Annotated in this window: 21 protein-coding genes, 2 tRNA genes and 1 pseudogene; 9 read left to right on the top strand and 15 right to left on the bottom strand. The window is 70.3% G+C overall.

The window, feature by feature from the left end:
* Window positions 1–75: 75 nt before the first annotated feature.
* Both IE97_RS0113835 and IE97_RS0113830 read right to left on the bottom strand, forming a co-directional pair.
* Window positions 76–948, bottom strand: coding sequence for a DUF2797 domain-containing protein (locus IE97_RS0113835; protein ID WP_030237781.1), 873 nt, complete (start codon window positions 946–948; stop codon window positions 76–78).
* A gap of 73 nt (window positions 949–1,021) precedes the next feature.
* Window positions 1,022–1,417, bottom strand: a complete 396-nt coding sequence (locus IE97_RS0113830) for an HGxxPAAW family protein (RefSeq protein WP_030237778.1) — start codon at window positions 1,415–1,417, stop codon at window positions 1,022–1,024.
* A gap of 101 nt (window positions 1,418–1,518) precedes the next feature.
* On the opposite strand from IE97_RS0113830, the gene IE97_RS0113825 reads away from it, so the two are divergent.
* The gene (locus IE97_RS0113825) at window positions 1,519–1,995 is read left to right on the top strand and encodes a MarR family winged helix-turn-helix transcriptional regulator (protein ID WP_030237775.1); all 477 of its coding nucleotides are present in this window, start codon (window positions 1,519–1,521) and stop codon (window positions 1,993–1,995) included.
* A gap of 250 nt (window positions 1,996–2,245) precedes the next feature.
* Window positions 2,246–3,862, top strand: coding sequence for an MFS transporter (locus IE97_RS0113820; protein ID WP_030237772.1), 1,617 nt, complete (start codon window positions 2,246–2,248; stop codon window positions 3,860–3,862).
* A gap of 32 nt (window positions 3,863–3,894) precedes the next feature.
* Here IE97_RS0113820 and IE97_RS0113815 read toward each other — a convergent pair whose 3' ends face one another.
* Window positions 3,895–4,728 carry a class II glutamine amidotransferase gene (locus IE97_RS0113815; RefSeq protein WP_030237770.1) on the bottom strand — a complete coding sequence of 278 codons (834 nt, stop codon included), beginning with the start codon at window positions 4,726–4,728 and terminating at the stop codon, window positions 3,895–3,897.
* A 236-nt stretch (window positions 4,729–4,964) separates the two neighbouring features.
* On the bottom strand, window positions 4,965–6,308 hold the full coding sequence (locus IE97_RS0113810) for a hypothetical protein (RefSeq protein WP_030237768.1): 1,344 nt from the start codon (window positions 6,306–6,308) through the stop codon (window positions 4,965–4,967).
* A 282-nt stretch (window positions 6,309–6,590) separates the two neighbouring features.
* Between IE97_RS0113810 and IE97_RS0113805 the strand changes: the two genes are divergently transcribed.
* Together IE97_RS0113805 and IE97_RS0113800 are read left to right on the top strand one after the other, a co-directional pair.
* Complete coding sequence (locus IE97_RS0113805) at window positions 6,591–7,004, top strand: SHOCT domain-containing protein (RefSeq protein ID WP_030237765.1); 414 nt, start codon at window positions 6,591–6,593, stop codon at window positions 7,002–7,004.
* A gap of 46 nt (window positions 7,005–7,050) precedes the next feature.
* Window positions 7,051–8,469 (top strand): DUF2252 domain-containing protein, encoded by a 1,419-nt coding sequence (locus IE97_RS0113800; protein ID WP_030237762.1) that lies wholly within the window; start codon window positions 7,051–7,053, stop codon window positions 8,467–8,469.
* 221 nt (window positions 8,470–8,690) lie between these two features.
* Here the strand turns inward: IE97_RS0113800 and IE97_RS0113795 are convergent, their stop codons facing one another.
* Window positions 8,691–9,575, bottom strand: coding sequence for a sigma-70 family RNA polymerase sigma factor (locus IE97_RS0113795; protein ID WP_030237759.1), 885 nt, complete (start codon window positions 9,573–9,575; stop codon window positions 8,691–8,693).
* Between the two features lie 70 nt (window positions 9,576–9,645).
* Here IE97_RS0113795 and IE97_RS0113790 point away from each other — a divergent pair, with 70 nt between their 5' ends.
* Complete coding sequence (locus IE97_RS0113790; RefSeq protein ID WP_030237757.1) at window positions 9,646–10,122, top strand: carboxymuconolactone decarboxylase family protein; 477 nt, start codon at window positions 9,646–9,648, stop codon at window positions 10,120–10,122.
* A gap of 236 nt (window positions 10,123–10,358) precedes the next feature.
* On the opposite strand, the pseudogene IE97_RS43745 reads toward IE97_RS0113790, so the two are convergent.
* The 7 genes and pseudogenes from IE97_RS43745 to IE97_RS0113760 all read right to left on the bottom strand — a co-directional run.
* Window positions 10,359–10,522: pseudogene (locus IE97_RS43745) on the bottom strand (ISL3 family transposase); the annotation flags it as partial.
* 17 nt (window positions 10,523–10,539) lie between these two features.
* Window positions 10,540–10,920 (bottom strand): hypothetical protein, encoded by a 381-nt coding sequence (locus tag IE97_RS0113785; protein ID WP_030237755.1) that lies wholly within the window; start codon window positions 10,918–10,920, stop codon window positions 10,540–10,542.
* A 65-nt stretch (window positions 10,921–10,985) separates the two neighbouring features.
* On the bottom strand, window positions 10,986–11,381 hold the full coding sequence (locus IE97_RS0113780; RefSeq protein ID WP_030237753.1) for a hypothetical protein: 396 nt from the start codon (window positions 11,379–11,381) through the stop codon (window positions 10,986–10,988).
* Between the two features lie 9 nt (window positions 11,382–11,390).
* A complete protein-coding gene (locus IE97_RS0113775) occupies window positions 11,391–12,119 on the bottom strand; it encodes a hypothetical protein (protein ID WP_030237751.1) in 729 nt (242 codons plus the stop codon).
* A 176-nt stretch (window positions 12,120–12,295) separates the two neighbouring features.
* Complete coding sequence (locus IE97_RS0113770; RefSeq protein WP_030237749.1) at window positions 12,296–12,658, bottom strand: hypothetical protein; 363 nt, start codon at window positions 12,656–12,658, stop codon at window positions 12,296–12,298.
* A 160-nt stretch (window positions 12,659–12,818) separates the two neighbouring features.
* Complete coding sequence (locus tag IE97_RS0113765; RefSeq protein ID WP_030237747.1) at window positions 12,819–13,145, bottom strand: GYD domain-containing protein; 327 nt, start codon at window positions 13,143–13,145, stop codon at window positions 12,819–12,821.
* Between the two features lie 208 nt (window positions 13,146–13,353).
* Complete coding sequence (locus tag IE97_RS0113760) at window positions 13,354–14,589, bottom strand: hypothetical protein (RefSeq protein ID WP_030237744.1); 1,236 nt, start codon at window positions 14,587–14,589, stop codon at window positions 13,354–13,356.
* A 573-nt stretch (window positions 14,590–15,162) separates the two neighbouring features.
* Between IE97_RS0113760 and IE97_RS0113755 the strand changes: the two genes are divergently transcribed.
* Entirely contained in the window at window positions 15,163–16,617 is a 1,455-nt protein-coding gene (locus IE97_RS0113755) for a serine hydrolase domain-containing protein (RefSeq protein WP_030237741.1), read from the top strand.
* A gap of 685 nt (window positions 16,618–17,302) precedes the next feature.
* On the opposite strand, the gene IE97_RS0113750 is transcribed toward IE97_RS0113755, so the two are convergent.
* Complete coding sequence (locus IE97_RS0113750) at window positions 17,303–17,737, bottom strand: hypothetical protein (protein WP_030237738.1); 435 nt, start codon at window positions 17,735–17,737, stop codon at window positions 17,303–17,305.
* A gap of 830 nt (window positions 17,738–18,567) precedes the next feature.
* Here IE97_RS0113750 and IE97_RS0113745 point away from each other — a divergent pair.
* Entirely contained in the window at window positions 18,568–18,873 is a 306-nt protein-coding gene (locus tag IE97_RS0113745; protein WP_420706083.1) for a tyrosine-type recombinase/integrase, read from the top strand.
* A gap of 80 nt (window positions 18,874–18,953) precedes the next feature.
* Here the strand turns inward: IE97_RS0113745 and IE97_RS0113740 are convergent.
* A tRNA-Arg gene (locus IE97_RS0113740) sits at window positions 18,954–19,026 on the bottom strand.
* Between the two features lie 175 nt (window positions 19,027–19,201).
* Window positions 19,202–19,292: transfer RNA gene (locus tag IE97_RS0113735), tRNA-Ser, on the bottom strand.
* 208 nt (window positions 19,293–19,500) lie between these two features.
* Here IE97_RS0113735 and IE97_RS0113730 point away from each other — a divergent pair.
* Together IE97_RS0113730 and IE97_RS0113725 are read left to right on the top strand one after the other, a co-directional pair.
* Window positions 19,501–20,073, top strand: a complete 573-nt coding sequence (locus tag IE97_RS0113730; protein ID WP_051704949.1) for an SSI family serine proteinase inhibitor — start codon at window positions 19,501–19,503, stop codon at window positions 20,071–20,073.
* A 287-nt stretch (window positions 20,074–20,360) separates the two neighbouring features.
* On the top strand, window positions 20,361–25,292 hold the full coding sequence (locus tag IE97_RS0113725) for a PAS domain-containing protein (RefSeq protein ID WP_078603219.1): 4,932 nt from the start codon (window positions 20,361–20,363) through the stop codon (window positions 25,290–25,292).
* Window positions 25,293–25,300 lie beyond the last annotated feature (8 nt).

The following is a 25,300-nucleotide window of genomic DNA, read 5'->3' as shown; positions in this document are numbered from 1 at the left end:
CCTGTGATTCTCCTGAGAAACACACAGGTGTTTCCCAGGGACGGCCGGGGAAGGCCACGGGCCCTCGCGGGCAGGTCAGAACAGCCCGTCCTGCACGCCCAGCGCCTCCCTGAACCCCCTCACGGGAACGGTCAGTTCACCGCCCGCGTCGGGCACCAGCCCCCACCCCGTCATCAGCCGCGTATCCAGCACGACGACTCCTCCCCCGGTCACCAGATGCAGGTCGGGTCCCGCGGCGGCCACCAGTTCCCCACTCACGGCCCCACCGGCGACGAGCTCGCTCACCTCCCCGACGGCGACGGGCAACCCGGCCAGCCCGAACACCTCGACGTGATCGACAACCCGCAGGGGCTCCCGCACGAGCGACTCCGGCCATCCGCCGAGCGCCACCGCCCGCGCGTGCAACTCGGCGACCTCCCCGGCCCGCTCAGCCGCCGCCTCCGGCAACACGGCCCGCACGGCCCGCTTCTCGGCGTATGGAATCCGGTCGGGCACCCGCAGCGCTGCCCGCAACAGCTCCTCCGTGCGCCGCGCGGCCATGAGCGGCCCGACACCGAGCCAGCTGAAGCACACGGCCCCCTGCTCGAGCAGCCGGGCCGGCCCCCGCTCCTCGGCCGTGATGCCGACCTTGGTCATGCCGGGCCCGAACCACGCCAGGTATACGTGGTACGGCCGTGGATCGTCCGCGATCGTGTCGGCGGCCACGGAGTGCGCCCGGTCCAGCCGCGCACACTCCTCGCACCGCGCCCCCGTACTCCGCGCCGGCACGGCCGCCCCCACCGGACACCCATGCCCCCGGGCCCCCACACATGTCCGCCCGCCCCCTTCCGCGACCCCGAAGGCCACGCGTTTCCCCCAGGTCAGCGCGGAGCGCCGCCCCCCGTCCCACACCAGCTCGGGACCGCCCGCCGCCCACCGCAGCCCCGAGCACTTCCATGCCTGTGCCATCTCTGCCGAGAGTAGAGGGCACCACTGACAACGGCGCCACTGACGGCGTCAGTGACAACGGCGTCCCGATGGGTCAGCGCACGGAGTCGGCACCCACGGCAGCGGCGACCTCCGGCTCCCCTCCCGCGTCCCCGCGGACCGGCAGAGCCACCTCCGTCACACGCCCGGCCCGCCTGCGCCCGGCCAGTCGGCACCCGAGGCACCCGTCATGCCCCGCCGACGCGCCCGAGTCCCGCACCCGCCACCCCCACTCGTCCCGAGGCCGGACCCCCGGCCCCTTCCCCCAACCGGCCAGATGCAGCGCCCAGGTGACGAGCAGGGCGACCACCCCGATCGCGAGCCCGCCGCCGATCAGCACACCGGAGACGAAACACACCCCCGCCCCCACCAGAGCGGCCCCGATGCTCGCGATCCCGCATCCGACCCACCCGGCGACCGTGTGCCCGTGGTCATACTGATGTGCGCTCACGTGCTACCCCCTGACACCAGGGCTCATGGAAACTGGTCCCGAACCCCTCGTCGACTAAGACATTTACAGCCCAAACATCTCACGAACTAAGGGATTCGGGAATGCAAGGCAAGCCCCGCCCGGCCGCCACCCCCGAGCAGGCCCTGTCGGCGATGGACCACCTCATCGCCACCCACCTGGTCGGACAGCACGAGATCGCCCAACAGGTGGGCCTCAGTGTGACCGACCTCACCTGCTTCGCCTACGTCATCCAGGCCGGTGAGAACCTCCCGACGGCCGGCGACCTGGCAGCCCGGGTCCACGTCACCACGGGCGCGGTCACCGGCATCCTCAACCGCCTGGAACGCGCCGGCTACATCACCCGCCGCCCCGACCCGGCCGACCGCCGCCGCATCCGGGTAGCCGCCCAGCCCGACGCGGTCGCCCGCGTCCGAGAGGTCTACGAGCCGTACTACGCCCGCCTCACCGGGCTCTTCGCGGACTACTCCCCTGACGAGATCGCGGTCCTGGCGGACTGGTTCACCCGGGCGAGCGCGCTGGCGGCGGACTACTTGGAGGAGCACTGCCGCACGGACTGAGACCGGCGACCGGGCGGTCTCGGCGCCCTCCTGCTACGCGTCCTCTGCCGCGTCGGCCTTCGGCGACTGCTCGGCCACGAACGACCCGAGGCCGACCTCAGCCCGGATGAGCCCTCCGCCTTGAGGTGGAGGAGCGCCTTCTGCGCCGTGGAGCTCGCGACGAGGACTCCCACCCACGGGGCTCCGCCAACCGGTCGATCTCCGGGGCGGGTCGGAGTCCACACTCCGGGGCAACTGGGACGATGCGCGCATGGCACCTGGGACGGAAGCCGCCAAGAGTACGCCAAAGGCGCGAATCGTCCTGCTGACGCTCGCGGCCGGTCAGTTTCTGATGGCGCTGGACAGCTCGGTCATGAACGTCTCGATCGCGACGGTGGCCGAGGACGTGGGCACGACGGTGACGGGTGTCCAGGGCGCCATCACGGCCTACACCCTCGTGATGGCGATGTTCATGATCCCCGGCGGCAAGACGGGGGCGCTGATCGGCCGCAAACGCGCGTTCATGATCGGGTGCGTCATCTACGGCTGCGGTTCCCTCACCACGGCGCTCGCACCGAACCTGGCCGTGCTGCTGATCGGCTGGTCGTTCCTCGAGGGGATCGGGGCGGCACTCATCATGCCCGCGATCGTGGCGCTCGTGGCCGGCAACTTCGCCACGGAACGCCGTCCCGCCGCCTACGGTCTGGTCGCGGCCGCGGGGGCCGTGGCGATCGCGGTCGGGCCGCTCATCGGGGGTATCGCGACGACCTACTTCTCCTGGCGGTGGGTCTTCGCCGGAGAGGTCCTGGTGGTGCTCGGCATCCTGGTGCTCGCCCGCCGTATCGCCGACGCTCCGGTCGGCGAACGCCCTCGCATCGACCTCGTCGGCGCCGTGCTGTCCGCGCTCGGTCTCGGGATCTTCGTCTACGGCGTGCTCCGCTCGGACGAATGGGGCTGGTTCCGGCCGAAGCCCGACGCGCCCTCGTGGCTCGGGATCTCGCTGGTCGTGTGGCTGATGATGGCCGGCCTCGCGCTGGTCTGGCTCTTCCTCCACTGGGAGGCCCGCATGGTGGAGCGGCACAGGGAGCCACTCGTCGACCCGGCCATGCTGCACAACAGGCAGCTCACCGGCGGACTGACGATGTTCTTCTTCCAGTACCTCGTGCAGATGGGCGTGTTCTTCCTCGTACCGCTCTATCTGTCGGTCGCCCTGGGCCTGTCCGCCCTCAAGACCGGTGCTCGCCTCCTGCCGCTCTCCGTGACACTGCTGGCGGCCGCCATCCTGATCCCCCGTTACCTCCCGGACGTCTCACCCCGGCGGGTGGTGCGGCTCGGGATCCTCGCGCTGCTCGCGGGCGCGGTGGTGCTGATGGCCGCGCTCGACGCGGACGCCGGTGCGGAGATCGTCACCATCCCCATGCTGCTGATCGGGCTGGGCATGGGCGCGCTGGCCTCCCAGCTCGGGTCGGTCACCGTGTCCGCGGTGCCGGAAACACAGAGTGCGGAAGTGGGCGGCGTCCAGAACTCCGTCACCAACCTGGGTGCCTCGATCGGTACGGCTCTCGCCGGGTCGATCCTGATCGCCACGATGACGACGTCCTTCCTCACCAGCGTGGAGGAGAATCCGGCGATCCCGGCCGAGGTCAAGAACAAGGCGACGGTCGAACTCGAAAGCGGCGTGCCGTTCCTGTCGGACGCCCAGCTCGAGTCCGCGCTCGACGAGGCGGGCACCAGCGAGGAGGTGGCTCAGGCGGCACTCGACGCGAACAACGATGCCCGGATCGACGGTCTGCGCGCCTCGGTCGCCATCCTCGCCTTCGCCGCGCTCCTCGCGATGTTCTTCACCTCGCGGATCCCGAAGACCCAGCCCGGTTCGACCGGGTCGTAGCCGTATGAGGGCGGAAGCGGGCCGTCCTCGCCCTACACGGGTTGCGGGGTGAACGGAAGCAGGTCGTCGCCTCCGGGCCGCACCACGCCGTAGCTGCTCTCGGGAACCTCGTTCCAGGCACCGGGCAGATCGCCCAGCGGCTCGGACACGATGAGGCGGGTCTCGTCGGACGCCTCCCGCAGGAACGCCAGGTCGGGGTGGAGTGCTCGCAGCGCCTCCACCTGGGTGCTGTAGAACAGCGAGCGGGAGGCCCCCTGACTGGAGTAGCGGAAGGCCCACATCTGCTGCCCGTCGGTCACGGCGACCGTCATCTGCAACGGGAACTCCACCCCGTGCTGACGACCGGTCCGTTCCACCGTGCCGACCATGCGGGCGACGGCACCCGGCGGGTCCTGCTCCAGACCGAAGGTGAGTGCCAGGTAGAACATCATCTCGGAGTCCGTCGATCCCTCGATGTCGGGGAAGAGTTCCGGGTCGACCGCCAGGGCGAGATCACGCCGTACCTGGTGGAAGTCGGTGATCCCGCCGTTGTGCATCCACATCCAGCGGCCGTGGCGGAACGGGTGGCAGTTGGTCTGCTGCACCGGGGTACCGGTCGAGGCCCGGATGTGAGCGAAGAAGAGCGGAGAGCGGACGTGGTCGGCGATCTCCCGCAGATTGCGGTTGCTCCATGCCGGGCCGATGTCCCGGAAGACCGCGGGGATGCCGTCGTCCGGTGTGTACCAGCCGACGCCGAACCCGTCGCCGTTGGTCGTCTCGACGCCCATCCGGGAGTGCAGGCTCTGGTCGATCAGCGAGTGGGCCGGTTTGTAGAGCACGGTGTCGAGCAGTACGGGCGTTCCTGTGTAGGCGAGCCACCGGCACATCGGGCTACCACCTTCCTGGTATCCGGAACCAGGCCGCAGTGGCGTCGCCCCCGGCGCGGAGGCCCGCGGTACTGCCGCTGCGGCAGGGTGACCCCCCACTGTGGGGCCCTCCGGTGCGGTTCCGCATCACCCGGGACAGGTGAGTGACGGCGGTCGTCCCCGGCCGTCGGCGGGCCCGCGGCGAACCCGACGGCCAGGTCCGGGAACCTCGCCGCGAGCGCACCTGCTGAAGGACGTCACTCGCCGCTCCCCGGGCGGTGTGGTGCCACCCTCTCGGTGTCGACGGCGGTGGCGCGGCCGGAGGCGGCGAGGAGGGCGAGCAGCGCGAGCACGGCCAGCAGAACGAGGACCAGCAGCAGGATGGTCAGAGCCGTGGGGTGGTTCCAGAGCGCGAAGACCAGGACCACGATCAGCAGGGCGGCCACGGTGATCCACCGGCGGTGGGCCTGGGCCCAGATGCCCACCCGGCCGGTGCGGACGTGGTGGCCGTACGCCCACTGTGCCGCGGAGTCCGCGGCGCGCTCGGATGTGCCCCGGACGGCTCGCGGCAGCCTTCCCGGGCCGGTCAGGTAGGCGCCGAGCGCGATGACGACACCGAGCACGATCGCCGTGCGCAGGCTGACCCTCAAAAATCGCAGGAGCGTGTCGAAGACGGCTGCCGCGGCGGCCTCCGACAGCACCTGGGGCGGGAGGTGGTCCAGGTAGTAGCGGCGGGCGACGACCAGGACGATGGCCACGACCAGGCACGCGAAGGCCGCGCCGAGAGCCGTACGGGCGAGGGCCCGGCGGCGCCGGTGGGCCAGCAGCACCCCGCACGCGCCGATCACGACGACGATCAGAGGAAGCCAGTTCCCGATCGTGTCCAGCAGACGGGCGCCCGTACGGATCTTCTCCAGCTGGTCGGACTGGAAGAGCACCAGTTGCTCGTCGACATCGGGGATCTTCTCGGCCGGGGACAGGCCGGCGTCCACGAGCGTCTGTCTGACCTGGTCGACGGCTACGCCGAGGTCGAGGGTGACCGTCCCGCCGTTCACGCCCACGGCGCCTTTGCCCTCGCCGGTGAGCGCGTCCACGACCGCGGCGTGGGCGGTCCGGTTGGCGTTCGTCCAGATCTGCTCGAAGCGGTCGCTCCGCACGAAGCGCGTGGCCACCTGCTCGACCGTGTCATTGATCACGGAGTCGAGCTGCGGGCCCAGCCCTTTCAATGCGTCCGCGGCGCGTGGCGGCAGCCCCTGGGACCGCAGCCAGGCGGCGATGTCCGACGTGACCTGGCTGCCGTCCACCCGAACGCCGACGGCACGGGTGACGCGCTCGACCGCCGCGTCCTCGATCGCCGGGTCCGAGGCGAGCGGCGACACCGTCGACACATACCGGTCGGTGTCCAGGACGATGCCGTGCACCCAGACCGTGAGCAGGGCGACTGGCACCAGGATGCAGGTGAGCACGATGAGCACAGCCGAGGCGGTGCTCCGGGCGATCCGCGCGGACGCCGAGCCGTACCGGCGCCCACTCCCCGCCGCGTCACGCGCGTCCCCCGCCCTGGCTGCGTCGGGCTCGGGCGGCTCGGGCGAGCTGGTCACAGAGGCTCCAGGGGTCCTGGGGGTCGGCCTGCCTCCATTTCCGCAGCCGAACAGCGAGACGGCACACCCGGGTGGGCCGTACGGACGAGACGCGGTCAGCCCTCCGAGCCACCTCCGCCCCCGGCCGGCCGGTCACCCCCTCCGGGTGAGGCGGTACGCGGCAGGCCCGGCTCTCCTGGAAGGAACACCACACCACGCCCACGCCGCGCCCGCGCTCGGCTTCACGTGGGACTCGCGGGCGGGCCGCCGGGCTCCTGGCGGCCAGCACCCAGAGGAGAAGCAATGAGCAGCAGCGTGAACCTGGCCTACGACTTTCCCGTTCTGGGGGCGTTCTGGGCGGTCATGTGGTTCTTCCTGTGGATCATGTGGTTCGTTCTGCTCTTCCGCGTCGTCGTGGACATCTTCCGTGACGACGACCTGAGCGGATGGGCCAAGACCGGATGGCTCGTCTTCACCATCGTCCTCCCCTTCCTGGGCGTCTTCGTCTACGTCATCGCCCGGGGCAAGGACATGGGCAAGCGCGAACAACGCCACGCCCAAGCCCAGCAGGAGCAGGCGGAGCGGTACATCCGCGAGACCGCGGGCGGCGCGGGCACCAGCAAGGCGGACGAACTCGCCAAGCTCTCCGAGATCCGCGCCAGGGGCGACATCACCGACGAGGAGTACCGCCGGGCCAAGGAGAAGGTCCTCCACTGACCCGCGCCCCGCGCAGCGCCGGCCAACCCATAGTGGAGCATCTGCGATGAGCGAGAACCGCCTTTCCGGCGCCGGCGTCCGGGACCTCACTCCGAAGGAGCGGGCCGCCCGGGGCAAAGCCGCACGCGCCCTCGTACCCCGGTCCAGCCACGCCGAGTTCGCGCCCCCGCCGAAGCGCACGGACCCGGTGGAGATCATCGAGAAGCAGTCCGCGACGCGGGTTCCGGAACTCGTACCGATCCGCTACGGCAGGATGAGCGAGGCGCCGTTCCGCTTCTACCGCGGGGCCGCCGCCATCATGGCCGCCGACCTCGCGGAGACACCGCGCAGCGGGTTCCGGGTCCAGTGCTGCGGCGACGCGCACATGCTGAACTTCCGGCTGCTGGCCTCGCCGGAACGCCACCTGATGTTCGACATCAACGACTTCGACGAGACGCTGCCCGGACCGTGGGAATGGGACGTGAAACGGCTGGCGGCCAGCTTCGTCATCGCGGGCCGGGCGAACGGCTTCAGTGCCAAGGAGCGCGCGTCGGTGGTGCGGGCGACCGTACGGTCCTACCGCGAGCGCATGCGGGCCTTCGCCGGAATGGGCAATCTCGAGGTCTGGTACAGCCGCATCGACATGGACGAGCTGCACCAGCAGTTCGCCCCGATGCTGAGCTCCGGGCAGCGCGATCGCCTGACACGCACCCGGGAGCGGGCCCGTGCTCATGACACGCTGCAGGTCTTCGACAAGCTCACGCACGTCATCGACGGAAGGCGCCAGATCGCTCCCGATCCACCGCTGCTGGTCCGGCTCCAGGACCTGCTGCCGGACAGGGAACGCGGCGGGCTGGAGAAGGAGATCAGCCGCCTGATCGGCCGCTACGGCCGGACCCTGCAGACGGACCGCCGGTTCCTGCTGGAGCACTACCGCCTCGCGGACGTCGCCCGCAAAGTGGTCGGCGTGGGCAGTGTGGGAACGCGCTGCTGGATCATCCTGATGCTCGGCAAGGACGACGAGGATCCTCTGTTCCTCCAGGCCAAGGAGGCCGACGAGTCGGTTCTGGCGCCCTTTGCCGGCGACACCGCCTTCCGCACACAGGGCGAGCGGGTCGTCGCCGGCCAGCGGCTCATGCAGGCCACCAGCGACATCTTCCTGGGCTGGGAGCGCGTCACGGGCATCGACGGCAGGCAACGGGACTTCTACATACGCCAGTTGCGGGACTGGAAGGGCATCGCCGTGGCCGAGAACATGTCGCCGAAGCGGATGGCCCTGTTCGGCCGGCTGTGCGGTGCCACCCTGGCCCGCGCCCACGCCCGCTCCGGAGACCGCATCGCGATCGCCGCCTACCTGGGCGCTGGCGAGCCCTTCGACCGTGCGCTGGAGACCTTCGCCGAGCTGTACGCCGACCAGAACGAGAAGGACCACCAGGCCCTGGTCGACGCCATCCAGTCCGGACGGCTCCAGGCCGAAGCCGCCTGAGGCGCGGGGTGTCAGTGGCTGGAATGACGCCACCCGCCACACCGCCGACTCGTTCCACGCTGTTCCCGAATCCCCTCTCCAGACCGTCCAGAACCGGATCAAGTGGGGAGGATGAGCGGCTCTGGCCGATTTCAAGAGTCCTCATCACCCATGGCAGGCCCTGTCGACCATTCGACGGCATGCATGGGCAGCGGCCGCTTGCCGGGGGTGGCTGGCATCGGTCAGGCGGTCAGGCGGAGCGTGGTCAGACGGTCAGGATCGCTGAGGATGTCGAGTCCGGTGATGCGGCCGTCCCGGATGGTGAACGACATGACGGACAGTGGTCGGCCCTCGGCGAACGAGACAACACCGGGTGTGCCGTTGACCAGGACGAGGCGTGCGTCCGCCGCGAAGCGGGCGAAGGTGATGGCCTGGGATGCCACGTCGGCCGCGCCGCGCCGCAGGATGCTCGGGACGAGCGTGCCGCCGTCGGAGCGCGCGACCACGTCGGGGTCCAGGACGGCCAGTAGCGCCTCGAAGTCGCCGCCGCGGGAGGCAGTCAGGAACGCGTCCACGACATCGCGCTTCCGGGCGAGGTCCGTGTCGGCCGCCGGGGCGGCACCCTGAACCCGGCGGCGGGCGCGGCTGGCGAGCTGCCGGGTGGAGACCGTCGTCCGGCCGAGGATGGGGGCGATGTCGTCGAAGGGCACGTCGAACATGTCGTGCAGGACGAAGGCGAGTCGCTCGGCAGGGGAGAGGGTCTCCAGCACGATCATGAGTGCGATACCCACCGAATCCCCGAGCAGGATCTCCCGCTCGGGGTCGACGCGGGCAAGCTGGGTGACCACCGGGTCCGGCATCCGGATCGCCCAGTCCTGCTCAGGCAGCGGATCCTCGCGTCGCGAGGTACGCGAGCGCAGCATGTCCAGGCATATCCGGCCCACGACCGTGGTGAGCCAGGCCCCCAGGTTCTTCACGTCGCTCACATCGGTGCGGCTGAGCTTGAACCACGCCTCCTGGACGGCGTCCTCCGCCTCGGCGAGCGACCCCAGCATCCGGTAGGCCACCGCCCGAAGCCCGGGCCGCTCCGCCTCGAAACGGTCGGCCAGAAGAATGTTCTCGCTCACCTGTCACACCCCCGCGTCCGGATCCGTCGGTCCAGTGACAGACGCTAACGGATCACCAGGAGAGCATCAGATGAACGCCGCGATCACCCCCACTGCCCGAATGAAGAACCCCGCCCTGGTCCTGCCGGACGCTATGAAGGGCATCCAGAACATCATCAAGGCCATGTACCAGGGCGGCGTCTCCCCGCAGGTCATGGAGCTGGTCCACCTGCGGGCCAGCCAGATCAACGGCTGCAGCGCCTGCGTGTTCGCCGGCGTGGCGGGCGCCAAGAAGCACGGCGAGAGCGACGAACGCCTGCACGCCGTGGCCGCCTGGCGCGAGGCGCCGTTCTTCACCGACGAGGAGCGCGCGGCCCTGGCCCTGACCGAAGCCGCCACCCGGATCGCCGACCGCTCCGGCAAGGCCGTCCCCGACGAGGTGTGGAACGAGGCCGCAGACCACTTCAACGAGGGGCAGCTCTCCGCGATCATCCTGATGATCAGCTTCACCAACTTCTTCAACCGCATCAACACCACCATCGAGGAGCCCGCCGGCACTACCTGGTAACCGGCGCTGCTGACCTGTCGTCAGGGCCCGAGGTGCATGCCCATCCCCAGCGACGGTGCTGGTGGTCGCGGAGCTCCGCCACCAGCACTGGCTCGGGGGCCCCGAGCGAAGTCACACGCGGGACCGGCGCTGTCCAAACTCGGGTTCTGGCTCAGGTTCTGTGATGCGGGGTTGAGTGAGCGGATCACCTCGCAGTTGACCGATCCCGATGGTGAGGGCGAACCCCGGGTCAATCCCCCGCCTCGGCTGCAGAACTCTTGCTTCTTGATCCGGTTGACGTGCCCTTCCACGACGCCTGAGCTCCAAGGGGCAGAGTCAGGCCGGCGGTGACGGCGTCGCGGTCGCGGTCGATGCCTACGGCGAGGGTATGGAGGCTCGGCAGGTCGTCCCGCCGGACGGCGGGCCTGCCACGCGCAGTTACCGCGTATCGAGTTGGCCGCTCAACTCCGTGACGACGTGGTAGCCCCCGGCAAGATCGATGTCGGTCCGCTCCCTGAGCAGTCTGATCGCGGAGTCGCGATCGCCGCTGCTGAGAAGGTGGGTCATCTCTGCGACCAGTGAGGCATCGAGGTGCCGTAGGGCATCCAACGCTTGGCCGTACGTGGTGGGCAGGGTGTGCCCCTGCGCGAGCAGGTCCAACGCCACGGGGGCCGCGTCCAGCCCGAGGCCCGAATCCTTACGCAGGCGACGGATGGCTTTGGCGGTGCGCCCTTCAGCAGCCAGCACCTTTGCCTCGTTCTGGGCCGCCTGGCCGACGGGCATGATCAGTGCGGTGGTACGTGCCTTGGTGCTCGTCATGACGCTACGCCAGAGGCCCCGGGCTCTCCGGGGCCTCTCACCTGTGTGCACTCGACCGGAGTCCGTCAGCCGACGAGGCCGACCGACGCCAGGCCACCACCTGCGGCGACCGCACAGGCGATCCCGCGCTGCCACCAGGTGACCGCTTCGGGACGACCTCGCGTCGCCATGACCATGATGGAGTTGGCGGCGAACGCCGGCAGCAGGATGCCGAACAGCGCGAACGTGCCGACGGCGGACAGGGTCCACTCGATTCGCGCTGTCAGTGCACCGGCCACCATCGCTGCGGCGGCGAGGGCGTACAGGACCCCCGACACGAGCGTGATGTCATCCCTCTTCATCGGAGCGGGACCGCGCCGCTTGTGGTGGTCCCAGTGACGGCGCTCGGTGCCGAACCGTGCCAGCACCATGATCGCCACCTCGACGACAAGGGCGATCACCGCAACGTGCTCGATCGTCATGACATCACCTCACTTGCCGCATGCCTGGGAGATGGCGGAGATACCGATGAACGCCTTGACCGCCTCGCGCTCCTTGGAGCCGACGTGCTTGCCGTTCACGAAGCGCCAGATGATGTTGGCGGTCTTCTTCGCGCCGTACTTCTTGAACAGCGCGACCGCGCGGACGACCTTGATGCTGGAGCCGGCCGGCGCGAAACTGATCAGGACTGCCGCGACGGCGGCCCCGCACTTGACGACGAACTTCGTCTTGTCCCACAACCCGAAGGTGGTGGCCTTCTGGCTACCCGTGCCGCCGGTGAGCTGGGCGAGGGCGGATTCGCGCACTTCTGCGTTGGCGAAGACGGGCAGCAGCGCGGCCCGGGCCTCGGCATCGCCGGGGTACGCGGCCTGCACCAATTGTTCGGCCGTCGGCTTGGCAGGCAGTGCGGCCAGACGCGTACGGAAGGCCTCTGCGTCCGGGGCGGGGCGGGTCAGGGCTATGTCCAGCGCAGCGGCGAACTGCTCCTCGGTCACGCCGAGTTCAGCCACGCTCTGCGCGAGTACAGCGGCCTGCTCCTGCTCCTCGGGCGTGAAGCCCGAGTCGTCTGCGGCCATTGTGGTGCTGACGCTGGTCTGCGATATCGGCTCCGCAGCATGGGCACCGGTCGCGGTGGCGAAGAGAGCACCGGCAGTCACCGCAGCAACGATCATGGCGCTGGTGCGCTGGAATACGCTGCGCGGCCTGGTACTGGTGGTCATGCGAAATTCCCCGTGTTTCATGTTCACTTGTGTGAGGCGTTGTACGCCCCGGTGGTCGAAATGAACTTATGACCTTGGTGAGCAAAGCGTGCAGAGCCTTTGAGCAAGATCAGAGCTTGCCTTGCGAGGCGACGCCACGGTCGGCGTGCAGACCGCTGGACTCTGGCCGTTCGAGATCAAGTGGGTGTCTGCAGCCAGCGGCGCGCGGCGGCCAGGGTCACCTGGACGTTGTCGCTCCATGAACAGACTTCCAGCCACGACAGGTAGCCGCCTTGCGTGAAGACCAGGACCTCACCGGGGCATTCGCCGGCCTCGGTGACGAGCTGCGCTTCGGCCGCCACGACAGTGCTGGGGCCAGTGGGTGCGGGCTCCGCCTCGCTGGTGTCGAGTTCGAAGTAGGCGGTTCCGCACCCGCATGCGCAGCGCGCTCGCACGCTGAGGTGCGGAACCTGCCTTCGGAGCGCGGCATGGACCGGATTGTCCGCGTTCAGGACCGCCGCGAGCACGTCCGCTACTTCGGCAGGCAGGCTCTCGGTCATTCCGTCACCGTATCTGACCAGCAGCTTTTGGCTTGACCGTGCCAGCCGATCACCGATCGGCCAGCCGTTGTGCTCACGCATCACCGAAAGCCGCGGAGCCCGCCTGCAGCCGCACCGCAGCCGGATGACTGCGGTGCGGCTGCCGCGGCGATCTGGACCACTAGGCGCCAGGGGCCCGGTACTGGACTTGCCCCGCTGTCCGCAGAGCCTCCATCGTTTCATCGACGGTCAGGAGAACCGTCGTCTCGAACGAGCTGAGCGCACCGCCTCCGCTGATCGCCAGCGCAACCGCGGCCATGGACACGTTGTCCGGGGCCTCCCACAGGTTGTAGCCATCGTGCGTGCCGAAGGCATACCAGAACCCGTGGAGCTTCCCGCCGACGGACTCGATGTACGACTGAGCGGCTCGGGCACGGTCCTCAGGGTGATCGGTCAGCCTCGCCCAGGTCTCCGGGGTGTAACTGAACCTCGACAGGTAGAGCGGCATCACGTCTCCTTTCGTTCCGTCAGTGATGCCACTGCGGTGCGGGAAAGGCGCCGTGAGGACCCGCGCGTCCCCCGAACAGCCGAGACGGCCGCGAGGTTCCCGCCTCGTCGGCCTCATCGTGAGTTGTGTGGACTTACGACGAGACGGTGGCCGTGTCGAAGCGCAGCTTGTCCTTGCGGACGCGGGCTCCCGCCGTAAGCGTCGGCCTCTACCGCCACTCCAGGACGTGCCCCACGCTCAGCGCCCTGTCCGCGTCCCCTGCAGCGATCTTCTTCGGGGTCGCGCCGGGAGCGATGGCGGAGATGAAGAACTCGAGCCGGCTGCCCTGGAGCGAGGCGAAGATCAGCTGCTTTCCGTCCCGCGAAATGGCCCGCACGGTGTTCTTCCGATCCGTCGCCGGGATGATCGGATCACCCAGGGCACCCTTCGGGAGGTCGGCCGTGCCGTCGAGCCGAGACGTGTCCAGCGTCCAGAAGGAGTTCTTCCGCTTCGGGTCTTCGGCCTCGCCGCTTCGGGGGCCGCACAGCACGGTCCTGTCGTCGACCCAGCCGTAGGGGTAGCAGTCGGCCTCGTAGGGCATGCTGGTTGCCTTCACACCGCCGACCTTGAGCAGCGCACCGCGCTGTGGTACGTCGGCCACGTTGAAGCCCCGCCAGGTGATGAAGGCCGTCGCCTTGCGCCCGTCGGGACTGATCCGGACTTCCTTGCCGAAGAGTCCGCGCGCCGGGTCACCAGCGAGCGCGAGGTTGGCCCCGTCCATGTAATCGCCATCACCGCCCACCCGTTCGGTCACCGCGTGATCTCCCGCGACGGAACGGCTGGCGATCCGCACATGATCCGAGGAGTCGGTCTCGGTGAACCAGACAGCACTGCCGTTCTGGGCGAAGACGGCGTTCTCCTCTTTGGGCGTGTCTCCGAAGTCGTCGCTCTGTTCACCGGACAGCTTGGTCAGCTTGCCGCTGGTGTCGACGTAGCCCACCCCTGTCGCCTCGGTCTCTCGATCGATGAGGACGACGGCCATCCGGGAGAAGTCCTTGTCGAAGAGTTGCCGCAGCTGGGTGGCGGCGACGGCCCGCGGCCCGTCCTCGGACGCGCTGACACCAGGGAAGTTGTCAGCGCACAGCTCCACGAGCGGGGAGCCGACGTCGTCGGCCTCCGCGACCACGGCCTCGGCCGGGACGGTGAAGGTCCGGGAGACGGTCCGTTTCCACGTTGTCGGATCCCAGCCCGTGACCGTCACGCTGGCCGGATTGCTCGCGGGCACGGAACACGAGGCGGTGACGATGACACCCCTGTCCGGGAAGTCCCCGCTCCTCCGGTCTGCGTTCTTGCTCCCGCCCTGCTGTCCGGCGGTCGCCTGAGCGCCCTTGGCCCCGGCCTTGGCGTCGTCATGGTCCCCGCCACACCCCGCGACGAGCGGAAGCAGCACCGTGGCGACAGCCAACGCAGCCGTGCCCCCGCCTCGCCGGCGGCCTCCGCGGCCCTCAGTTCTCCCCACGTCCGTGTCCCCTCGCGATGTCCTGCTCAGCAGCGGCAACGTGATCGTAGTGCGAACTTGCTCGAGTCGCGGTGGAGTTAACGGTCGGGGAGCCGTTGGGCAGGGCGGTTGCCGTCAAACACTGCCGTCAAGACAAATGCCAGAGGCGCACTCGGCAGGATTCGAACCTGCGACCTTCCGATCCGTAGTCTGCAGAGATCCACCTCGAACTGCGCGAGCAACCCGGACGACATCCGCGTGGCCTTCGGGCCGATGTGGACCGGCCCACCTGACCCAGCTCAGGGGCGATCCAGGGGTAACGAAGGGTCATCGCCCGCAGCTCGGCCGCGCTGCGGGTGACGGCCGCGCGCCACTCGGCGCGGTCGACGACGGCCGGTACCTCCAGCTCTCCGTAGACGTCGTCCACGACCAGCTCGATCAGTAGTAGCGCACACCGTACGCACATTGCGTACAGCGCTTCAGAGTGCGTACAGTGTTCGCGTCGAGGGAACGCCGTACGCATCAAAGTGGGGAGCAGGCATGTCGAAGAACGTGAGCTGGGACGAGCAGGGCAACTGGAACGCCACGGGCCAGTGGGGGACCCGGGGATCGACGGGCCGGAAGCTGGACCTCGCCCACTGGCAGGCCCGGCTCGACGAGCTGCGCGCCAAGCACCACGTCCCGGCTGCGTCGCTGGCGATACTCATCGACGGGGCCGTACACGAGCTGGCCAGCGGTGTGCTCCACCGCGGAACGGGCGTGGAGGCGACGACCGACTCGGTCTTCCAGATGGGCTCGATCGCCAAGGTTTACACCGCCACCCTGATCATGCAGCTCGCAGATTCGGGCCAACTGGACCTGGACGCACCGGTCGTGGACGTACTGCCGGAGTTCTCGGTCGCCGACCCCGAGTTGACCAGGGCGATCACCACACGCCAGCTGCTCAGCCACACGAGCGGCCTGACCTGCGACTTCACCTATGACAGCGGGCGCGGCGACGATTGCCTCGCCAAGTACGTCGAGGCCGCGAAGGGCGTGGCACTCGACTGCCCGCCCGGCGAGGCGCTCTCGTACAGCAGCATCGGGTACAACGTGCTCGGCCGCATCATCGAGGTGCTGACCGGCAAGGTCTGGGACGAGGCACTGAAGGACCTGCTCCTCACACCGCTGGGCCTCGACCACACGATGACGCTGCCCGAGGAGGCTCTGCGGTTCCGCGCAGCGATGGGTCACCTGGGCGAGCCGGGCCAGGACCCGGACCCGGCGCCGTCCTGGGACCTGATGCCGCGCTCGGCGGGCCCGTACGGCCGGGTCATCGCCACGGCCGGGGACCTCGCGCGGCTCGCGCGGATGCACCTCGCGGGCGGAGTGGCACAGGACGGTACCCGGATGCTCTCCGAGGAGACCGTCGCGCTCATGCAGCGCCGGGTCGTCGACTCCCCCGACAAGTGGTCGGTCAGCGCGGACGGTTGGGGTTTGGGCTGGACCCTGTACGACTGGAACGGCGTCCAGGGCTACGGCCATGACGGCGCCTCCATCGGGCAGTACGGCTATCTGCGCGTCGTCCCGTCGGCAGGCGTCGCGGTCGCGCTGCTCACCAACGGCGGCGGTGCGCGTGAGCTGTACGCTGCGCTCTACCGGGAACTCCTCGCCGAACTGGCCGGGGTGACGATGCCGGACACCTTCGCCCCGCCGGCCAAGCCTCCCGTGGTCGACTTCGCGCCGCTCGTCGGCACGTACCGGCGCGAGGGCGTGGTCATCACCGTGACCGAGCGGGACGGTGCGGGGCACATGGTGTACGAGTTCGTCGACGGCATGAAGGACTTCTCCGAAGCCCTGGAGATCGATCTGGTGCCGGTGACGGAGACAGTTTTCGCCGGTACGGGGGTGGGCGCGGCGTTCAGTGAGGGCTACATGCCCGTGATCTTCTCCGAGCTGCTGGACGGCACGGGGTGTGTGTACATCGGGATGCGCTGCGGCCCCAAGGCCGCGTAGCACGGCTGCGCCGGCCGGAGCCACTCGACCTCGTCCCGGCTCGGCGCAAAGAACAGATGCAGCTCGGGCGCGGTGATCAGCCGCTGCTAAAACGCGAGCGCGGTCCTCTCGGGCGAGGTCACAACCCACCCGGCCCACCAACGGCACCGGGCCGGTTGTGGCAGGAGCGCGCCGCCACCACAACGGACTGGCAGGAGTAGCCCGGTATCCGGGCCCGCGGGCCCGAACGGTGACATGCCACTGGCCCTGTAGGTGCTGCCCGTTCTCGTGAACATCGAACACCGAGCTACCAGAGTGCCTCCCGAAGCCATGAACGATTGCTGTCGAAACTCGTGAACAAAGCCAGAGGAGTGACGGCAACGATCCGGACAATGACGACGGCCCGGCCGGTGTCCCGGTAGCCGTCTGATCGGCTCGCGCAGGCGGTTGCGTCAAACACTGCCGTCAAAACAAAAGCCAGAGGCCCTGTGGAGTGATCCACAGGGCCTCTGACGTGCTGTGCACTCGGCAGGATTCGAACCTGCAACCTTCTGATCCGTAGGCGCGTCACCCCCAGACGCGCAGGGTGCCGACCAGCCGTTTAGCGCCGAGGCTACCCCCGCGAGGGGGCGGTGTCGGATCACTGCCGTATGCCGATGTGCGCAACTGTTGATGTCAGCCGTTGATGTCAAACCCTGGGCTGACTTCAGTCGCCCTTAGTGATGGACACCTTGGATGTGCAGCTGTCTGGCAAGTTGTTGATCCGCTCGCACACCCTGAACCAGTCGATGAAGTTGACCGCGAAATAGGAATCGTCGTAACCGCAGACACCGTCAGAGCCGCCCGAGTCAGTCCAGCTCATCGATTCTCCGGCTTCAGACATCAGTTGGACGTAGACCCCGCGGCCGTCCGCCTCGTTGTCGCAGACCTTGACCGTGCCGTACCAAGTGGCATCGCCGCTGTACCGAAGCTCACCGCTGTCGCTCCCGTGCGCCTGCCATACGATCAACTGGCTGGCTGCTGCGGCGGGCTGTGCCGCCAGCCCCACAGCGATTGCCCCGGCCGCCGCGCAGGTGGTGAGCGCCTGAAGCCATCGCCGACGAACCGGTTGCCTGATGGAACGTACATGCCTGATGATCATGTTCGATTCCTTCCCGCCCATAACCTATGGGCATGTCCGGGAACAGTACGGAGTGCCGTGAGCCAGGCGGAACCTGAAACCTTCCAGGGTCCGGCGGGTACGGCAGTGGGGCACAGCGAGCGGTGCGAGGATGGACCGCTTCGCTCGCCGCGCCGGAGAGAGCATCGGCCGGGCGGAGAGCGCGGCTCCAGGAGGCTCCGGGAGGTGGGTGATAACGGGACGCGGACCGCTCTGACCTGCAGGGAGGGCCAACCCGTGCGAGGTCCCGGTGAGACCCGCCGGACATGACGCTCCAAATCGACAGCTCGTGAGTTGTTCCCTCCCGTTGACGCTGCGCAGTCCGTTGTCACGGCAACGGCGGCGTTCCCGAACCGGTGAGCCAGGCAGTCACACGCGAGGATGACCGAGGTGGACTCCGTCTTGGCGGTCGCGTACAACTGCGACAACAGGGCCTCCTGGACCGCTCGTTGGCATAGACACCCTCTGAGCATGCCCGGCACCGACCGTGATCACCCGATCGAGACTCCCGTTCGACGGACACTGCTCAAGATCGGAAAGACAACAGCTTCTAACGCCTGTGTGGATCACCCCCTGAGAACTGTGATCACAGTTGCCACCGCCCCCAGCAGGCCGGCCACTGATCCGATGCCAGCGAACCAAAGTTCAACCCTCCGGCGCCGGGCTTCGGTAGTCTCCACGTTCAGAGGCCCGTCAATCTTTGTCACGGCGGTAGCCCATCCTTTCGATCAGGCTCTCCCAAGCCTGGTCAAAGCGAGATATGCCCCGTTCCCGCAACTCACCAGCGGGAACGGGGTTGTCGTGCTTCCAGGGTGGGTCTGTCCGGATGGCGGTGCCAACTCGACGGCACTATCCTGTGCCGGGACGCCGGCGTACGGCGAGTACGGGTGCACGACCTTCGCCACACGTGCGCCTCTCTGCTGCTCGCACAGGGTGTGGACGCTCGCACGATCATGGAGACGCTGGGCCACAGCACGATCACGATGACGCTCGATACTTACGCGCACGTGATGAGCACGACGCTCCAGGCCGCCGCCGATCGGATGGACGATGCTCTCGGCCTGGACGAGTCGCAGGAGGAATCAGACGGCGAGCAGGAGCAGGCCGCTGAGGAGTGATCGGCCTTTCTGGCCGCGTTGATGTCAGCCGTTGATGTCAAAGGCCCCCCGGGATGATCCCAGGGGGCCTTTGACCTGTGTGCACTCGGCAGGATTCGAACCTGCAACCTTCTGATCCGTAGTCAGATGCTCTATCCGTTAAGCTACGAGTGCTTGTTCTGTTTTTTCGCCGCTCTCGGGCCTTCCGGCTCGCTCGCGGCGACAGGAAGAACATTACATGACTGCCGCCGCCATGTGAAATCCGTTTGCCGCACCCCTTGTGACCAGCGGAAACAGCCCAAACGGCAGCGAAGCCCCGGTCGGGTGACCGGGGCTTCGTGATCAGGTGCGGAGGCGGAGGGATTTGAACCCTCGATGGGCTTTAAGACCCAAACCGCATTAGCAGTGCGGCGCCATAGACCGGACTAGGCGACGCCTCCAGTGCACGACCCTCCCGCGCGAGCGCGATTCGGTGCCTGCCGATGATGACACAGTCGAGCGTGCTGTCACCAATCGACCCCCACGTTACTAGGCGGGAAGGGCGCAGGGCAAAGGCCTTGTCCGGTCGGCGCGGGGGCGCGTCGTGGGGTCGTACGGCGCTCGTGTCCCGGCGCGCAACGTACCGGGCCGCGCCGCGTTAGTCAGGGCATGCTGATCACCATTCGCCGGGGTACGCCTCGGATCACACCACGGATCACATCTCGTCCCGGTCTGCGGCGCCTCGTCGTCGGGGCCGCCGCCTCCGTCGCCGCCGTCGGTTCACTGACCGCGGTGTCCCCGGTCGCGCACGCCCAGGCCGGGCAGTCCGCGGCCGGGCTCGGCGTGAGCCAGGGCAAAGGGAAGGGCCAGGGGAAGGGTCAGGGCCAGGGCCAGGGCCAGGAGCGTGACCACCTCACCGTGACCGTGCGGAACGCCGGCGGTGGGGCCGACGGGACGTTCGAGCTGTACTGCGGGCCCGACGGGGGCAGCCATCCCGACCCGCGCGGTGCCTGTGCCGCCCTGGAGCGGAACACGCGGTGGGGGGAGGACGCCTTCGCCCCCGCCCGGGAGGGCGGCATCTGCACCATGCAGTACGGCGGGCCGGCCACCGCGCACGTCACCGGGACCTGGGCCGGGCGGTGGGTCGACGCCACGTACGACCGCAGTGACGGCTGCCAGATCGCCCGCTGGGACCGGCTCGTGCCGCTCCTGCCGGCCATGGGGTCCGAGAAGCGCCGCTGAGTCCGATTCGGCCACAGCCCGCCCTCATCCGGCCACCCGGGCGAAAAGGTACAGAAACCCTGCCCTCGTAAAGGTCCCGCGAAGGTCCCGCGACGTCCTTGCAGGAGGGCGGGCGTTTGCGGCTACTCGGTCGTCAGTTCGGGGTCACTTGCTCGTGGGACCTCGCCCGCATCCGGCGTCGCGAGCGCAACCGCAGCCCTTAGACTCCCTCGCGTGACACGCCGCGGGCCGGTTGGCAAGATGGCCCGAGCGGTCGGCAAGGTGCGGTAACAGGGAGGAAGCGACTCGTGAGCAGCAGGCCATCCCGAGGCGCTGCTCGCCTCGCAGCCATACTGGACGCCCTTCCCGACGCGTTGGTGCTGGTCAATGCCAACGGGACGGTCGTCAACGCCAACACCATCGCCCTGGAGGCCTTCGAGACTCCGGGCACCGCTCTGGTGGGGCGCGGGCTGCTCGATCTGCTGCCGCAGTTCGACTCCAAGCTCATCCCGGGCTCCATGCGGCGGCCGGAGCACCTCGATCCGCAGGCCCGGACCAAGCCGACCCGGATGATCGCGCGCAGGACGGACGGGACCGAGTTCCCCGTCGAGGTCACCAGTGCGAATCTCGAGAACGGGCAGCAGGCCTACGACGGTTACGGCTACACCGGCGACGAGCTGCTCATGCTCGTCGTGCGTGACCTCTCCGGGACCGTGGACACCGAGGCCGAGCTGGCCCGGTCGCAGCGGCAGACCGAGATGATCCTGCGGGCGGCGTCCGAGGGTGTCGTCGGAACGGACACCGACGGGCGGATCGTGCTGGTCAATCCGGCCGCGGCCCAGATCCTGGGTTTCCGGGCCAGCGATCTCGGCGGGCGCGAACTGCATGATCTCGTGCTGCACTCGCGGGCCGACGGCTCGCCCTTCCCGTACGAGGAGTCGCCGCTCGCCGACACCCTGCGCTCCGGGCGCAAGCACCGGGTGCGCGGGCAGGTGCTGTACGCCAAGGACGGCGGCAAGGTGCCGGTCGATCTGACGACCGCGCCCGTGCGCGACGGCGACCAGCTCGTCGGTGCCGTGATGACCTTCACCGACCGGCGGCCGTACGACGCCGTCGTCGAGGAGAAGGAGGCGGCACAGAAGCGCCACGAGGAAGAGCTGGAGCGGATCGCCGAGGAGCACGCCTCCGAGCTGACCGCGCTGCGTCAGCAGCACGTCACCGAGCTGGAGGAGCTGCAGGAGCGGCACGCCGAGGAACTCGGCGCGAACGAGGACCGGTACGCCGCCCTCGGGGAGCGGGAGAAGGACCGCTACGAGGCGCTCGCCGCCCGGCACGAGCAGTTGCTGACCCTGCTCGGGCGGTCGCTGCGCGGGCCGCTGGAGGAGCTGCGCCGCGAGCTGGCCGCGCTGGCCGCGGACGACGCCGGGCAGCTCTGGCCCGAGGCCAACCAGGTGCTGCACCATCTGTCGGCGGGCTATTCGCGCATCACGACGCTGATCGACAACGTCCTCGGCTACCAGCGGCTCGACGCGGGCGACGGAGGCATCACCCGTACGAAGGTGATGCTGGACGCCGTCGTCGCCGCCGGGGTCGACGGGGCCGTCGAGCTGATCGGGCCCGGGCGGGTGCAGTTCGCCGTGCACGCTCCGCCGATCGAGGCCGAGGTCGACGCCCGGCTGCTCGCCACAGCCCTCGCGCATCTGGTCGCGGACGTGGCGGGCGTCGACGCGACCGGCAACACGCCTGTGTCGGCGGGCGGTTACCTGGACAACACCGTCGTGGTGGCGGCGGCCCAGCGCGGCGAGGGCGTCCGCATCGAGGTGCGCGGGCCGTACGCCGGCGGCGACACGGTGCACGAGCCCATCGTGCGCGGGATCGTCCGGGCTCACGGCGGCGTGCTGCAGACGCACGAGGTGCCGGGCATGAGCGGTAACGCGTACGTCCTCGAGGTGCCGATCGGCGGTGGGGCCGGTGTTGTTGCCGCGGATGCCGTCGGCCAGGCGGCCGACGAGGGGGATCCCGCCGCCTCCGGTGAGCAGGCCCCCGGTGAGCAGACCCCCAGTGGGCAGACCTTGAGTGGGGGGCGGCGCCGGGCCCGGCGGGCCTCCACCAATGCCTTCCTGGACGCTGACGTTCCGGGTGAGGGCACCGAGGATGCCGGTGGTGCCGGTGTCGTCGGTGCCGAGGCCGAGGGGGCCGCACCCACCGGGCGGCGTCGGCGTCGGGCCGCCGGGGAACCCGCTGCGCTGCCGGCACTGGCTTCGGGTGAGGGTGCGGCGGCGTCGGGCGGTACCGGGCGGCGGCGCGGACGGGCGGCCGAGGACGCCGGTGCGGGTGCCGTCGGGAGCGCCGTCCAGGGTGTCGCCGAAGGGGCCGTCGTCACGGCCGCCGAACATGCGGCGGGGACCGCCGCCTCGAACACGGGGCTGGGTGGGACCGTGCCGCCGCAGGGCGTACCCGCGTCCTCAGGGCGGCGGGCCCGGCGTGAACCCGGCGAACAGCACGCGCTGCCGCCGGCCCTTCCCGCGCCGTCCGGCGAGGCCGCGGCCGGCTCGTCCGGTGCGGCGCAGGGGCAGGGGCCGCAGCCGACGGGGCGTCGACGGCGGGCGCTGGCCGCCGCCAATGAGCGGGCGGCCGCGCAGGAGGCGGCTGGGCCGCGTCCGGTGTTCGCGCTGCCGCCGGCCGAGGCCGACCAGGCGCCCCGGCCCGGCCAGAGCGTCGAGACCGACCAGTCCGGCCGGCCGGCCCAGCCCGGCCAGAGCGTGCAGCCCGGACAGAGTGTGCAGCCCGGACAGGGCGTGCAGGCCGGACAGGGGCAGGGAGCCGTGGCGGTTCCCGGCTCGGCTTCCGTCGGTGACGCGGTGGTCGAGGAGGGGCGGCACGACGCCGTTCCGCATGATCAGTCCGCCGATCACACCCCGCCGCAGCCGCATCCCACGAGCGCACCGACGGGGCGCCGTCGGCGGGCCGCGGCTCCTCAGCCTGCCGAAGCGGCCGGAGCGCAGGGGGCCGGACAGCAGGCCTCGGTGCCGGCCGCGGCGACCGGTGCCGCACCCGCGGGGCCGGGGCAAGGTGTCCCCGCGCAGCACGACGCCACCGGTCAGGTCCCGGCGGGACACGCCGCCCCGGGTCAAGGCGCCCCGGGTCACGGTGTGCCCGTCCAGGTCGGCGTCGCCGCCGGCCAGGTCGCACCGGGTACGGCCATGCCGCCGCAGGACCTGGCGGTTCCGGCGGCGCACGGGGAAGCCGGGCAGCCACAGGGCGCTGCCGTCCCGCCCCAGGGTGCGGCCGTGCCTCCGCAGGGAATCGCGGTCCCGCCGCACGAGGGCGCAATGCCTCCGCAGGGAACCGCGGTCCCGCCGCACGCGGGCGCCGTGCCTCCGCAAGGCGTCGCCGTACCCCCGCAGGGCGTCGCCGTACCCCCGCAGGGCGTGTCCGTTCCCCCGCCGGGCGGTCTCGGGGGCAGCGTGCAGGCCGTCGTACCCGGTCAGCCCGTTCAGCCCGCGGTCGCCTCGCCGGCCGGGCAGCCGCTGCCCCAGGCCGCGCAGCCCCTGCCGCAGCAGCCCGCCGGGCAGCCACTCCCCGCCGAGGCCGCCCCCGGGCAGGGCACCCCGCCCCAGGGAACACCCGCTCCGGGAACCCCGGCCCCCATGCCCCCGGCCCAGGGCACACCCACCCCGGGAGCCCCGGCCGCAGGGGCTCCCGTCCCCGCGCCGCAGCCCTGGCCCATCGCCGACGACGACAGCACGGGGGCCGGTTTCGCCGTGCCCACCGGCGGTGCTGCGCAAGCGGCGGCGCCCGCCAACGGCACCGCACACCCGGCCCCCTCCGTCCCCCCGAACGGCACACCGGCCCAGGCGGCGGCCCCGCAGTCGAGCACACCGGCCCCGGGCACCCCGCTGCCGCCGGAGGGCCCGGCTCGGGCTCAGCGGGCGGCTCAGCCGTTGCCCGCGGAGGCCGCGGCGCCCGTCGATCCGAACTCGACGCAGGGGCGGGCGTTCAGCGTGCGGACGCTGGGGCAGGGCGTGCCGTTCAACCGACAGGCCGCCCAGGTCCAGCAGCCGTCGGGCGTGCCGGGCGGCGCACCAGCACCCCAGGGCGCGGTGACGCCTCCGCCGCACCAGCCGGGCGGATCGGGCCGGCGCCGCAAGCTCGGCACGCCGCCCGACCCGGCCGCGCGTACGGAACAGGCCCCGCGGCCCGAGCAGGCCTCCCGCCAGGAACACGGGCCCCGCAAGGAGCAGGCCTCCCGTCCGGAGCAGGCCGCGCGGCCGCATCCGGCGGCCGAGCCGACGCCCCCGCGGGGCGCCCCGGTTCCGGCGCCGGTTCCCGCGCAGCCGTCCCTGGCCGGTCAGTCGCGGCTGGCGCAGATGACCGAGGGCGGTGGGCGGTCGTACGCCATAGGCGCGCCGGACGAGAACGCCGCCGAGGGGCCCGAGCCGCTGGACGGGCCCGGCGGGGCGGTCGAGGTGGCCGACCCGCCGCTGCCGCAGCCGATGGACGACGAACTGCCGCCGGAGCCGCTGGACAACCCGCGGCGGCTGCTGGTGTGGCCGGCGCCGGACGCCAGCACGCAGCAGGCGCTGAGCGACCGCGGCTACCGGCCGGTGATCGTGAACTCGCGCGAGGAGGTCGACGCGCAGATCGCGGCCTTCCCCGCCGCGCTGTTCGTCGACCCGCTGACCGGGCCGATCACGCGCACGGCGCTGCAGTCGCTGCGGCAGGCCGCCGTCGCCGCCGAGGTGCCCGTGCTGGTCACGGCAGGGCTCGGGCAGGCCTCGCGGGACGCGGCCTACGGTGCCGACCCCGCCATTCTGCTGAAGGCGCTGGCACCGCGGGACACCGAGCAGCACCCGCCGCGGGTGCTGCTGATCGAGGAGCACGCCGAGATCGCGCTCGCGCTGACGGCGACGCTGGAGCGGCGCGGGATGCAGGTCGCGCGGGCCGCGAGCGACGCCGACGCGGTGACGCTGGCGAGCGACTTCCGGCCGAACCTGGTCGTGATGGACCTGATGCAGGTGCAGCAGCGGAGGGCCGGATACGCCGGGATCATCGACTGGCTGCGGGCGAACGGGCAGCTGAACCGCACCCCGCTCGTCGTCTACACCGCCGCCGTCGACCCGGCCGATCTGCCACGGCTGGCGTCCGGGGAGACGGTGCTGTTCCTCGCGGAGCGGTCCACCAGCAGCGAGGTGCAGTCCCGGATCGTCGAGCTGCTCAGCCGGATCGGAACCAACTAGATCGCTCC

The organism is Streptomyces sp. NRRL S-455, assembly GCF_000717875.1.
Classification (GTDB): Bacteria; Actinomycetota; Actinomycetes; order Streptomycetales; family Streptomycetaceae; genus Streptomyces.
Note: the sequence above shows the minus strand (reverse complement) of the source record. Positions and strands in the feature narration are given on the sequence as shown.